Source organism: Vibrio sp. 1751 (genome assembly GCF_033339895.1).
Lineage (GTDB): Bacteria > Pseudomonadota > Gammaproteobacteria > Enterobacterales > Vibrionaceae > Vibrio > Vibrio alginolyticus.
Map to the genome: position 1 here is coordinate 12,606 of NZ_JAWOVM010000018.1, position 12,857 is coordinate 25,462.

At 46.2% G+C, this 12,857-nt stretch carries 12 protein-coding genes and 1 pseudogene; 2 read left to right on the plus strand and 11 right to left on the minus strand.

The window, feature by feature from the left end:
• Nucleotides 1-29: 29 nt before the first annotated feature.
• The 8 genes and pseudogenes from R7041_RS08700 to R7041_RS08735 form a co-directional block, all read right to left on the minus strand.
• Nucleotides 30-665, minus strand: a complete 636-nt coding sequence (locus R7041_RS08700) for a DUF2268 domain-containing putative Zn-dependent protease (protein WP_206949188.1) — start codon at nt 663-665, stop codon at nt 30-32.
• Between the two features lie 68 nt (nt 666-733).
• A complete protein-coding gene (locus tag R7041_RS08705) occupies nt 734-1,525 on the minus strand; it encodes a LytR/AlgR family response regulator transcription factor (RefSeq protein WP_038869875.1) in 792 nt (263 codons plus the stop codon).
• A gap of 15 nt (nt 1,526-1,540) precedes the next feature.
• Complete coding sequence (locus R7041_RS08710) at nt 1,541-2,563, minus strand: sensor histidine kinase (RefSeq protein ID WP_206949187.1); 1,023 nt, start codon at nt 2,561-2,563, stop codon at nt 1,541-1,543.
• A complete protein-coding gene (locus R7041_RS08715; RefSeq protein WP_206949186.1) occupies nt 2,564-3,910 on the minus strand; it encodes a hypothetical protein in 1,347 nt (448 codons plus the stop codon). It abuts the gene before it with no gap.
• A 45-nt stretch (nt 3,911-3,955) separates the two neighbouring features.
• Nucleotides 3,956-4,741: pseudogene (locus R7041_RS08720) on the minus strand (outer membrane lipoprotein-sorting protein).
• Nucleotides 4,734-6,002 carry an ABC transporter permease gene (locus R7041_RS08725; protein ID WP_206949185.1) on the minus strand — a complete coding sequence of 423 codons (1,269 nt, stop codon included), beginning with the start codon at nt 6,000-6,002 and terminating at the stop codon, nt 4,734-4,736. The pseudogene R7041_RS08720 and the gene R7041_RS08725 overlap by 8 nt, the downstream one beginning before the upstream one ends.
• Entirely contained in the window at nt 5,990-6,688 is a 699-nt protein-coding gene (locus R7041_RS08730) for an ABC transporter ATP-binding protein (protein ID WP_206949184.1), read from the minus strand. The genes R7041_RS08725 and R7041_RS08730 overlap by 13 nt, the downstream gene beginning before the upstream one ends.
• 12 nt (nt 6,689-6,700) lie before the next feature.
• Nucleotides 6,701-7,366, minus strand: coding sequence for a hypothetical protein (locus R7041_RS08735; RefSeq protein ID WP_053303974.1), 666 nt, complete (start codon nt 7,364-7,366; stop codon nt 6,701-6,703).
• Nucleotides 7,367-7,759: 393 nt separating this feature from the next.
• Here R7041_RS08735 and rodA point away from each other — a divergent pair, with 393 nt between their 5' ends.
• The gene (gene rodA / locus R7041_RS08740) at nt 7,760-8,842 is read left to right on the plus strand and encodes a rod shape-determining protein RodA (protein WP_206949183.1); all 1,083 of its coding nucleotides are present in this window, start codon (nt 7,760-7,762) and stop codon (nt 8,840-8,842) included.
• 73 nt (nt 8,843-8,915) lie between these two features.
• Here rodA and R7041_RS08745 read toward each other — a convergent pair whose 3' ends face one another.
• The 3 genes from R7041_RS08745 to R7041_RS08755 form a co-directional block, all read right to left on the minus strand.
• Entirely contained in the window at nt 8,916-9,632 is a 717-nt protein-coding gene (locus R7041_RS08745; RefSeq protein WP_005374482.1) for a YebC/PmpR family DNA-binding transcriptional regulator, read from the minus strand.
• A 135-nt stretch (nt 9,633-9,767) separates the two neighbouring features.
• Nucleotides 9,768-9,977: a DUF3283 family protein gene (locus R7041_RS08750; RefSeq protein WP_005374484.1), complete on the minus strand. Its 210-nt coding sequence runs from the start codon at nt 9,975-9,977 to the stop codon at nt 9,768-9,770.
• Between the two features lie 100 nt (nt 9,978-10,077).
• Nucleotides 10,078-11,976, minus strand: a complete 1,899-nt coding sequence (locus R7041_RS08755; RefSeq protein ID WP_042522309.1) for an ATP-binding protein — start codon at nt 11,974-11,976, stop codon at nt 10,078-10,080.
• 68 nt (nt 11,977-12,044) lie between these two features.
• Here R7041_RS08755 and R7041_RS08760 point away from each other — a divergent pair, with 68 nt between their 5' ends.
• Entirely contained in the window at nt 12,045-12,800 is a 756-nt protein-coding gene (locus tag R7041_RS08760) for a substrate-binding periplasmic protein (protein ID WP_005383196.1), read from the plus strand.
• The last annotated feature ends 57 nt before the right edge of the window (nt 12,801-12,857 follow it).

Below are 12,857 nucleotides of genomic sequence, written 5' to 3' on the forward strand. Positions count from 1 at the left end.
TCAGCCTATTAGTTTGGCTTGTGTCGGAGTTATTGATAGAAAAGCTCGGCTTTTGCTCCGACTAAATCCAGTTCAGAGCCTTGAAAATCAGCCAGATATTCAGCAACAAGGTTGTACCCAACCCAATACCCCATGTATTTCGGCCAGCGGCTTTCATCGCTACCAAGAAAGTAAGCGTCGAAGTTGTAATCTAAGCTGGTCAACTTGCCTTTCATCTCAGCATAGAAAGGGCGCCAATCTTGATCTTTGATTTGCTCAAACAAGCTCGGAGTGACGCCGCCATTCATCTTACGTTCGAAATGACAAGCTAACCCTTCCATAATCAGCACATCACCAAGTGCAACGTCATTCTCTCCGGCTCGCATACGGAACAGGTGATGCAACTCATGCGCTAACACCGCAGCTAGTTCATTCTCAATAACGTTTTTAATATCAGCACGTTGAGTATCAAGCAGAATCTCTACACGATAGGCACTTAAGCAATAGCCGCCAATCCCCGTCTGCGGTACGTCATTGCGATCAAACGGGCTAACGGTGAGGTCAATGTTACTTAAATCAAAGTAACTAGAAAGCTGTAAGCTCAGATCATCAAGTTTCTGATGTAAATACTCAGAGATTGGGGACAACTCTCCCGTCGCATTTAACAGGGTTACGCGATAACTCATTTATCTTCCTTGATAATTTGGGTTAAGAGTAGAGAGTTTACAGTGTAAAGAGTGAGCAGTTCTAGCGATTACATCCCTTTGAACAAACTTTGAGATGCACGGCTCACAGGGAGCTTAGTTTCTCCAACGTGCACAAACATTCTGCCAGCAAAGTCTTTGTTTACTTTGCTAATTTTGCACACTTGCACCACGCTTGAACGGTGCACTTGCCAGAACTGTTCTGGGTTAAGCTGTCCTATCAACTCTTTCAACGATGTACGAATCAAATACTCCTGCACTTTGCCTTGTCCTTGTTGGGCATATACAGAAACGTATTTTTCTTCCGCTTTGAAATACAACACATCAGACGTAGCAATCAGATGAATATCTTCCCCTTGCGTCGCTTTGATCCACTGAAGATATTGCGGCGTTTGTGGCGCGGATAATTGCTGCAACTGTTCTAACAGACTGCTCATCTGCACATTACTGCTTTCTTGTTCTCGCTTAGCAAGGCGTGCTTTCACTCTTTCACACGTCGTCAGGAGGCGCTCATCCGAGATAGGCTTGAGCAAATAATCGGCGGCATTTTGTTCAAAGGCTTTGATGGCGTAATCATCGTACGCAGTGACAAACACAATCAAAGGTGGATTGGCGAGTTGATTGAGTTTTTGCGCTAGTGTCATGCCATCCAGAACTGGCATACGAATATCAAGAAACGCAATGTCAGGTTGGTTTTGCTCAATGGCTTGCAACGCTTGTTCACCATCGGCGACTTTAGCTATTACCTCTAGCTCTGGCCACACTTCAGCTAGGCTTTTATCAAGATGACGCCTCAATAGCGGTTCATCATCAGCAATAATGGCAGTAAACCCAGTATTCATTCCTTTCTTCCTTGATTACGATTCCATCGGCCAGCTCAGGCGAACACAAACACCACCCTGAGCAGACTCACTGATAGAAACCTCTCCTTGCCCTGCGAACAAAGCTTCAACTCGCTGCTTGAGATTACTTAAACCGACGCCAGAGCCCATGTGCCCACTCACGTGATTCAAGCCAACACCCGTGTCTCTGACTTCAATCTTCAAGTTCTGTTGTTCGCGCTTAATGAGTAAGCTGACTTCGCCACCTTCTCGCTTTGGCTCAATACCATGGATGATGGCGTTTTCGATTAAAGGTTGGAGCATCATCGGCGGTAATTCGGTTCTGCCTAGTCCCTCTTCCACCTCAATCTTGTAGCTGAGTCGGTCACCTAAACGGGTTTGCTGAATGCCTAAATAAGCCTCAAGTAACGCCGTTTCATTGTCTATGGTGGTGTGTTCTTCGCGTGAGCTTTTTAGCGTTGCTCGCAGCAGTGCGGTTAACTGTTCTAGCATCAGCTTGGCTTTATCAACATCTTGCGACATGAGCGCGCTGATATTCGCCAAAGTATTGAATAAGAAATGCGGTTCAATCTGGCTTTGCATCTGCTTAAGCTGACTCAGCAACAGCGCACGATCTTGCTCTGCTTTCTCGCGTTTGATGGCTTCCAACTCTCGCTGAGCGATCGCATGTTGCTCGCGTGAGTAGAAATAGAAAAAGCACATGGCACTGAATAACAATCCCATGAGACCAACCGACAGCATACTTGAGATACCGAAGTATTCCCCAAGCCAAAGCTGAGCGTTCACCACACCAAACAATAAGCATGCCGTCAGCGAGATAGCCACTTCAGCTAAACGAGGAATGGTAGGAAACAAGCGGTCGACAAGCCATGAGAAGAAGATAGCCGAATAGCCAAATCCAAAACTCACCATAACATGAACGTAAAATGAGCCGCCCCAAACAGAAAGCGTCATTGCTGCGATAAAGAGACAAAATGCCGTGGTCACTAATAAGCTACGCGACCATCCACTTTTCACCACTGATTTTGCTGAACACATTTAGAATTTCCCTTTGATGTTAAATACAATCATATGCTTATCATTGATTTGTGCGTAAGCAGATTGGTCGTCTCCGGTTAAAAAGCGTGCGGCAACTTCCACTTCTACACTTTGATCGCCGGTATCAATCCATTGGTAGTTAAGCCACTGCGTGACAATCACACCACCATCTTGTGGCGCCAACATCACATCCAACGTAGGGGTTACATCACTTAGCCAGCCCATATCCCCTTTGCCGTTCCATGCAGCCCATGCTTCCACATCCCAACTCCAGTGCAGCATTACGTTATGCTGAACGATATTGGCATGCTGAAACCCTTGGGCGTAGCTTGTCGCAAGTAGAGCGCTGCTAGCCAACAGAGAGTTGTTAGGTTCAGGGAGCTGAGAGAGTAATTCGCCACGCTCTATTGCTTGCTGCCATTCGCTTTTCGACCATGCACGACTGTCGTACCAATATTCAGCGATCACGTTGTGTCCAGCTTGGTTTGCCCAGTTCACCCCAACTAAAGCTTGGAATGCGCTTCCCTGCTCCTCAACTGAAACGGGTTGGTAAAGATCATCCTGCTGAAACTGATAGCCGACACTTTGCTTTTGCCACAGCATGGAACCGTGCATGGCGATGGATTCATCCCACACGGCAATGGCACTGGCTCCGAGTAAACCTCGGCGCACATCATCGTAATAACCAATAAGTTGATACTCGGTGTCTCCCACCAGCGCATAACGACGAATACCAACACCTTGTTGCTCTGCGGCTTGATCAAGTGCACTTTGGTCTTGTTGCCCCCAGCTTGAATCGGTCGCAATGACGGTCCATTCGCCGTCCATATCATAGTGTGAAAGTGAAAACACGCCCGCCCCCTCTTCTGCGACTAAGCCAACCGGGTTTTGTCGATAAGGCTTAAACAGGTCCAAAGGTCGGTAGCCATAACCCACGCCCCAATCCACGCGCAACTTACCCAAACTCACATCAAGTGTAGTGTCACCGACTTGCCACTCTCCTAGCCAAGCAAGCTCTCGAATCAGTAGTTGGTTATCAGCTTCACTCAACCACTCACTCTCTCCTTGTTGGTTGAGGTACAACCCTTGGCTGTACAGAGCAAACAAGCCACTGAAGTTTTGATAATTCACCTGCACATCCAACAGTGCATTCAGTGAATCACGAGAACTGCCCTGCGCCTGCATAAATGCGCTGTCACGCTGCTTGGCAGTTTCGTAACTGACAGCCCAATCCCACTCAAAACTCAGCTCATCATTGGCAAAAACTGGGGCTGCTGCGCCCACACACAACGACGCAGCAATCAACAAACTGGTGCTTTTGTTAAGGTTAGGCTGGTGCGATTTCATGTGACTTCCTTGCTCGTTTTCATGGTTCTATTTATGGAGTTCAGGCTAAAGCTGAGTCGTATTGGCTTTCGGCAAATAGCTTGGGTTGTAGAACTTGTTGTCCAGCAGCCAAGGCACGATCTCTTGATACTCGATAACGGTCTTTTTGCTCGGCTGAATGCTATCAAGCAAGGTCATCTCACTGACGTAGTCTTCACCGTTGTCAGTTGCACGCCCATATTGCGCTTGCTTGGCGAGTTTGCCAGAGCGCAAGTAAAGATCAGCTTTGATTGGAAACGCATCTTGCTCAGACAACCACAAGTCGATCTTCTGATAGCTCGCCCCTTTGGTTTTCGCGGTTAACGCAAGGTGATAAGCCGCGACACTTTCTCCGTTCACCGAAACAGTTTCTGTCGCTCTCCATTCACCTTGATAATCTTAGCTCCACGTCAAGGTTGAGATGTCGCCGATAGACGCTTCACCAAGCAGCTTCTGCATTGGCGTAATGCGAATCGGACGGCGGCTCTTTGGCATTTGTAGCCAATAGTTGTCGCCCATCATCAACATCTTTTGCCCGGCTTCGACTGCCGATTTGAACACCACCAGCGATTCACGATTTGGGCGCGTGTACACGTGGTAAAGGCGGGTTTTATCTAGTTCTTGGTCTTGATATAAGCGCACCAATGACACCACTTTGGAGGAATCATCTTGCAAGCGGTAGCTGTCAGCTTTTTCAATCAATTGCGCGACTTGCTGTGCATCTAGCGCTGTTTCATTCGCACTGGCATTCATGCTTGCAACGCCGCTTGCCGTCAGCAATGCAATTGGTAATAGTGATTTGAAATTAAACATAAATCAGAGCCTCCGTAATTGGCTTGTTCACCCCTTTGCGTGCCGAGAAAAATGCCGCAACCAAACAAATCATCAATACTGCGAGTCCAGCTATAGCCACCAGCTCCCAAGAGAAGTAAATCGTTAATGGGTAACCTTCTGTGCGTCCTGGCGGTGGCGGCATTTGCACATCCACGACCATCAGTAAGACGGTGACTAGCGCCGTAAACAAAGCACCGATTAAGCTGCCAATCACGGCAAGTAACCCTGCTTCGCGCAAGAACCCAGCAATAATTTCGCGAGGGTAGCTACCAAGTGCTGACAAGGTGCCAATTTCACGGGTGCGTTCCGTTACCGACATGGTCATGGTGTTAAACAGCGCGACAAATACCACCAGTGCCATTACTGCACCCATGATGCCGAAGATACGGTCGTACAAATCTTTCACTTTGAGATAGAAGAACGCGCGTTCTTGCCAAGGCGTAATCTCAATATCTTGATCACCAAAGTTCTGCTTTTGCTTACTCAGAACCGAAGCCACTTGTTGCTCGACTTGGTTAGTTAAACTGGTGTCGAACAGGAAGACAGATAACGCACTGACTTTGTCTGAACCGAGCAGCGATTGCGCGCTGTTGATGTGCACGTACAGCTGGCGTTTATCAAGCTCTGGTACGCCTGTTGAATAGATGCCACGTACTTTGAAGTCATACGCGTTCAACGCACCGTCGGTTGTGGTCGCCAGCAAAGTGATCCAATCACCAACGTGCACGCTTAGGTTGTTCGCTAAATCAATGCCAAGCATCACTTCTGGCTCTGCTGGGTCATAACGCGATGCATGAATGTTGGACAGCGTCTGCCCTTCGCGCACATCCAAAAACGGCCCTTTCATATCGAATTCGCGCTCGTTCACGCCAATGCCGATAAAGATCGATGACTTGTTGCCGTTGGAAATCAAACCACTGAATTCAACTCGTGGCTGCACACCTCGCACTTCATTCAACCCAATCAATTGCTTGGTAATGTCGTCTGCATGAGTTAAACCGTTACTCAGTGGCATCTCTTCTTCTTTGGCGAAATAACCCGGCGTGGTTAACGTCAGATGCCCCGTGTCACGCGCTGTCGATTCTTTCAAACTGTCGTAGGTGTACAGACCAAAACCGCCCGCACTGGTTAATGCAAACACGGCAATGGCAATGATCAACATCGACAACAAACTGCGGCGGCGATTGCGTTGCAGGTTCAACCAAGCAAGGCGAACCGAAACAGGAATTAGCTTGCCCATGAAACCTCCTCCACACTTGCGTGCATTTGGGTGATTTTGCCATCCACCAATTCAATGGTGCGATCGCAGCGAGATGCCATACGAGGGTCGTGTGTAGCGACGATAAAAGTGGTGCCAAGCTCGTGTCCGAGCCCTTTCATAATGTCGATGACCTTGTTAGCAGTTTGACTATCAAGACTTGCGGTTGGCTCATCGGCAATCACCAATGCCGGTTTGTGCACTAAGGCGCGTGCAATTGCCACACGCTGCTGCTGGCCGCCTGATAGGTTATCGGGCATGTGATGAATAAACTCGCCTAAGCCAACGTGCTCTAACATTTGTGTGGCGAGCTCGGTTTGTTCTACTTTTGAAAAGCCATTGAGATGTAGCGGATACGCCACGTTCTCTAGTGCCGTCATCACGGGGACAAGGTTGAATTTTTGGAACACAAAGCCAAGCTTTTCACGGCGCATTTTCGCAGCCTGCATTTGTCCGGTTGGGTATGGGGTGCCTGCAAATGTCACCTGACCTTGGTATTGAGTATCCAGCATGCCAAGCACGTTAAGTAAGGTGCTTTTGCCTGAGCCCGACGGCCCGCATAATGCCACCATTTCGCCGGCAAATACTTCACCAGAAACGTCTCGCAATGCACGCACCGTTTGGCTGCCAAGGGCGTAATCGCGACTGAGTTGATTAAAAACGATCATGACGCCTCCCTACTATTTCGCTAGCAGCGCTTTCGCGGTTTGCGTTTCTAAATTGCTGTCACCCAACTTCTCCATTTGCGCTAACCATGTTTTGGCTTGTTGAACATCTTCAGCGCGTAGTGCTGCTTCAATGGCGTAGCGATAAATCCACGAAGTAGCCGCGAAAGGTTGTTGGCTAAAACTCGGCTCATCGAGCAATGAAAGGTACAGCTCGTAGCCACGCTCAAAGTGATTGAACATGTCTGGCAGAGAAGTAAACGTAGTGGCTGCCATGGCGGTGGCTAATTGGTATTCCGGCAAGCCTTGTAAGCGCTGTTGCTCTTGCAGTGGTACTGGCTGATTCGCCATTAGATCCAAACCTTTTTGGATTGTGGCAAGACCGCGCTCGGTGAACTTCATCTTGTTCCAAGGCATAAACGCCTCACGACCTTGCAACGTCTCAGCACTGCCCAAGTAAACCAAGGTCACCGGCGTTGCGCCCTGCTCTTCGAGTTGTTTGGATAGTTCGCCATAAACAGTATCAACTAAGCCAGAGTCACCCTGCGCCGCTTGGTTGAATTGACTGAGTGTGCGCTCGCTTGGGTTAGCCAGAGCCAGATTGCTGCTAAGTGCAAATGCGGCGATAAACGTACTTGCCAGTTTAAGAGCTTTGATTGAGCGAGATTGAGAAACCATCATGTACTGTCCTTAGTTGAACGTGATTTGATGGTTTGAGATTAAGGGAGAAGGTCGCACGCTGCTTTTGCATGCGACCAATGGCAGTTATGCGGAGTGAATGGTATTGAGAGAAGATGAATGACATTAACTTAAACTGAAAATACAACTCCGTTAATTCGTAACTCTACATTTTTACGGCAGTCACAATAAAAACACTGGCTTAAAATCTGAGGCTAGTGTATTTATCCATCTCACAACTACCCATAACAGACAGTGTCGCACTCTCCTTTCTTACACACCTTTGCATGGTGTCTGTTGTTTCCGAATCGAGATTCTTAGCATCGGAATAGTTTGAACTCTTCGGGTTTTAGTTGTTTTCGCACTCAAAATAGGTGCGTTATTAGGTCGTTGAAAATGAATAAGCGTTATTTCCCAAGAGTTGATTTGCCACTACTCATGGCGATCATTCCGATCATGCTGTTAAGTTCGCTCACTCTCTGGAGTGCCAGTAGCTTTAATGAGGCGATGCTCTTCAAACATTTGGCGCGCTGCGGACTGACATTAGTTTGTATCTTGGTCATGTCCTCGATTCCAGCGTCCAACTATCAGCGCTCAGCTCCATATCTCTACATTATTGCGGTTGCTCTGCTACTTGCTGTCGCTTTATTTGGTGATAGCACCAATGGCTCTCAACGTTGGCTCGATATCGGCTTCTTCCGCTTTCAACCGTCTGAGCTAATCAAACTTTCCATTCCAATCATGATCGCCTGGATGCTGCATATTGAAGGAGGTCGACCAGACAGTCGGAAAATTGCGCTTTGCTTACTTATTACAATGATTCCTGCCGGGTTAATCGCGCTACAACCGGATTTAGACGGTGCAGTTTTTACCGTCATTTATGCATTGTTCGTTTTGTTTTTGGCTGGCATGAGCTGGAAAATAATCTGCGGGTTTATTGCGAGCATTTTAACGTTAGCACCTATTTTATGGTTCTTCGTTATGGAAACCTATCAAAAGAGCCGTGTAACACAGTTCTTGCACCCTGAGTCCGATCCACTGGGTTCGGGTTACCAAATCATCCAATCTTTGATTGCGATTGGCTCAGGCGGTATGAAAGGCAAAGGTTGGATGAATGCTACGCAAGGAACACTTGGGTTTATTCCAGAAAGTCATACGGACTTTATTTTTTCGACCTATGCGGAAGAATGGGGCTTTGTTGGCAGTTTAGTCTTACTCGCATTGTACTTGTTTATTACTGCACGCGTTATGTTGCTTGCATGTCAGTCTGACCACTTTTTTAGTCGGCTGGTAAGTGGCGCATTAGCGATGAGCTTTTTTCTGTATGCTTTTATCAATACGGGCATGGTGAGTGGCTTGTTGCCAGTAATGGGTAGCCCACTTCCCTTCTTTAGCTATGGCGGCACGGCGATGCTAACTCAAGGTATCTGTTTTGGTGTAATCATGTCGCTGTGTTATTCCAAATATCGTAACGCATAGCTCTGCTTGAGAAAAAGCGATCAAAAAAAGGCTTCCCTGAGGAAGCCTTTTTACAACGATATGAGCGAATTAATTACAGCTCTGCGTTGTGGTAAACCTGCTGAACATCATCACAGTCATCTAGAAGATCTAGGAATTTCTGGAACTTCTCAGCATCTTCACCCGATACAGGCGTATGAGTTTGCGGAACGAATGTGATTTCTTCAACATCGATCGTTAGATCTGGGAATGCACCGTTAAGCGCAGTTTTTGTTTTGAAGAATTCTGTGTGAGGTGCGAATACAGTGATAACACCGTCTTCTAGCTCAACGTCAGTAACGTCTACGTCTTCCATCATTAGCGTTTCTAGAATAATTTCATCATCGTCGCCTTTGAACTGGAATACCGCTTGGTGATCGAACATGTGAGAAACCGAGCCCTCAACACCAATTTTCGCACCGACTTTCACAAAGCATTGGCGTACATCTTGGAAAGTACGGTTGCCGTTGTCTGTTAGACAGTCAACGATAACGCTAGTACCGCCAGGACCGAAGCCTTCGTAACGTGCTGGAGTGTAGTCTTCACCACCGCCACCGTTCGCTTTGTCGATCGCTTTATCGATAACGTGCGCAGGAACTTGGTCTTTTTTCGCTTTTGCGATCAGGTGTTTCAAAGACAAGTTCATGTCTGGATCACCACCACCGTTTTTCGCGCACATGTAAATTTCTTTACCGTATTTGGAATAAACTTTAATTTTCGCGCCTGCAGTTTTCGCCATAGAGGCTTTGCGCACTTCAAAACTTCTTCCCATCGGGATGTCTCTCTAAATTCAAATTTAATGCGAAGGATTTTAGCAAAAAGCGAAACCTTTTCAATTTCGCTTAGCAAAGGAATAGGGAGGTTACCTCATTCGTCACATTGGATTGAACCATTGCCACGGTTCGCGTTAAGCGACACCCATTACTCGTTTGTACTTTTCGACCGATTGCTGGAAAAACGCCTTTTCATCAGCATCGTTAATCTTGGACAACTGTTCTTCTATTGCTTCAGGACCAGATTTGGCCTCTCTGAGCTTCCAAACCAAAAACGACGCCTGCTTATCCAGTTCGATTTTGTTTTTTTCGTCAGGCGGCAATAGGGATAGATTAAACGACATTCACAGCCTCAAGGTACTTTAAATACTAGCCGGGCACTATATCACACAGAGTTACAATTACAGAATAGAAACGCACTTAACTTGATCGATTTCAAGTTAACTATTTAGGCACAGCGCTGATTTTCAGTGCTTTTGGTAAATGCTGTTCGAATATTTGTTGTAATCGAGTCTTGGTAACGGGTTTAGCCACGAACTCGTTCATCCCAACATCGAAGCAATGTTGCTGATCCTCTTTAATGACATTGGCACTTAGCGCAATAATTGGAACGTGTTTCCCCCACTCTCCCATTTTTCGAATTCGCTCCGTAGCAATAAACCCATCCATCACAGGCATTTGGCAGTCCATAAAAATCAAATCGAAAGGCTGCTGATCACACAGCTGCAATGCTTCTTCGCCATGGTTGGCGACACTCACTCGCACACCCAGTTTTTCTAACATGATGCGAACTACCTTCTGATTGACGATGGTATCTTCAACAACCAATACCCAAGGTTTATCATTATCTTGAGGGCTGATTTCGTTGTCTTCCGCTTTCCGGAAATCTAATACATTAAGTTGGTCGGTATAGGTCGATTGCGCATTTATTACAGCAACAGGAATCGAAAATTCAAAACAGCTTCCCAGCCCAAGCTCACTTGTTAGTTGTATTTCCCCTCCCATCAAGTTAACCAACTGTGCAGCTATCGCCAAACCAAGCCCTGTCCCACCATACTTTCTAGTGGTACTACCATCAGCTTGTTGGAAGCGTTCGAAGATTGCTTGTTGGTGCTCTTTCGCAATACCAATACCAGAATCCACAACTCGAAACCGGATATGAGCGGTCTCTCCATCAAGTCGAGATAACGCTACAAGAAGCTTCACATGGCCGCGCTCGGTAAATTTAATCGCGTTGCTCAACAAATTGTTCAGAACTTGTTTCAATCGTGTGGCATCACCTTGCACTTCCGTTGGCAAGTGAGGATCAATATCGCTGAGCAGCTGTAAGTTTTTCTGCTTGGCTTTGACACTATGTAAACTGATGACATCGTCAAGTAGCTCGCGAAGATCATAGCTCGTGTATTCTAGCTCTACTTTGCCAGCTTCAACTTTAGAGAAGTCCAAAATGTCGTCGATGATCGTCATTAGTGAGTGAGAAGAACTGTCAATGATCTCTACAAACTCTTTTTGCTGGGGATCGAGGTCGGTGTCATTGAGCAACGACGACACACCAATAATGCCATTCATCGGTGTGCGGATCTCATGACTCATAGTGGCAAGAAACTCACTTTTCTTACGATTAGCGACTTCTGCCCTATCGCGTTCAGCCTCTAACTCAGTCTGGTGCTCTTTCACTTTCTCAACACTTCGGTTGTATTTCTCTGCCAAAACACTCACTTCATCAAAGCACCATCGTTTAGGGAGAGTCACTTTACTCGGCACTGTACCGCCACGAAAATCGCTCACCGCACCAGACAGCAATTGTAACGGATTGACCAACAAGCGAAACGCCACCCAAAGAACACCAATGATGAGGACAAGAATTTTGATCGCTTCTGTCGTAAGTAGAAAAAAGAACTGCTGCCAAAGATCTTCATATATCGCGCTAAGATCCGATTGAACCGTTAATATCGCGAGATCATACGTTTTATCGCCGACCCGATACTGCATCGGCCAGCTTCTCTCGACAACATCCTCAGAAAGCGCCGAACCTAATTCAATGATAACTTCGTCTTCACTAGCAATACGTAAGTAGTCCACCGAGGGCATACGCATTGCACCTTGAGCTTGTGTCAGCAACAGCTCCCTATCCTCTACCCACAAACTCGCAGAAAAACTCGATAAATAGCTAGACTCAACCTGCTTTAATTCAACATCTAAATGGGCTAAATCTTCGTGAAAAACTCGATATAAGCTCACTGTAGAAATGATGACCGTAAAGATTAAACTCAACGTTAATACCGCCAACATAAGTTGGTTGCCGATACTAAAACGACGTTGAGATCGCTCTTTTTCATCCATATGAAACCGCTCCGATAAACTTGCGCTACTCTAAATATAGCTACGCACAAATAATAATCGAGGATACGATGAAAAGACTTCTACTTAGATTGGCTTTTAGCTTAATTGTTGTAAGTTCTCATGTGACCGCAAATCAAGTGAACTATTACGTCATTGCTGAACAAGCTCGACCATTTCAAATTGAACAACAGGGACAAATGCACTCCGGAATTGTGACCGATATCGTCAGCGCTATCTTCGCGGAGTCGGATTACCAAGTGAATTATCATACTTATCCATTTAAACGTATGATTTCCATATTGGAAGAAGGCGCTGAGCCAAACTGGTTAACTTATGGCAGCCCGAACTGGGGCAAGGTGCAATCGGAAAATTTATCTGAGGAGCCCATTTACACTGTAAAACATGTACTGGTGTCGAGTAGCGAGAAGCCTTTAGAATTCAAAAATATGGATACGATGCATGGTCGTTCTATTGTATTACTGCTGGGGTTTGATTATCCAAATTTAACACCGTTCTTTGAAAATGGCAGTGTCAATGAAATGCGTGTGAAAGACTACAACGCCGCATACCGAGTGATAAGCCGAACCCCTGGAGATACAGCTTTTGTCGAGATGGAATCCCGAGTCCTTTACAACTTAAAGCGACTCAATTTGCCGTTAGAGAATTTTCAGATACAGCCTTTCAGCTCGGTTATTCCTGACTACTCAATCTACCTAGCTTTTTCACCTCAAATGCAACCAGAAACTCAAAATTACATCAATACACGACTCGTTGAATTAAAAACCTCAGGGGAAATTGATGAAATCATTCAAAAGTATCAATGAATCAACTCATTAACAAAAACGCCAACGATGATACGTTGGCGTTTTTGTTTCTGAGAA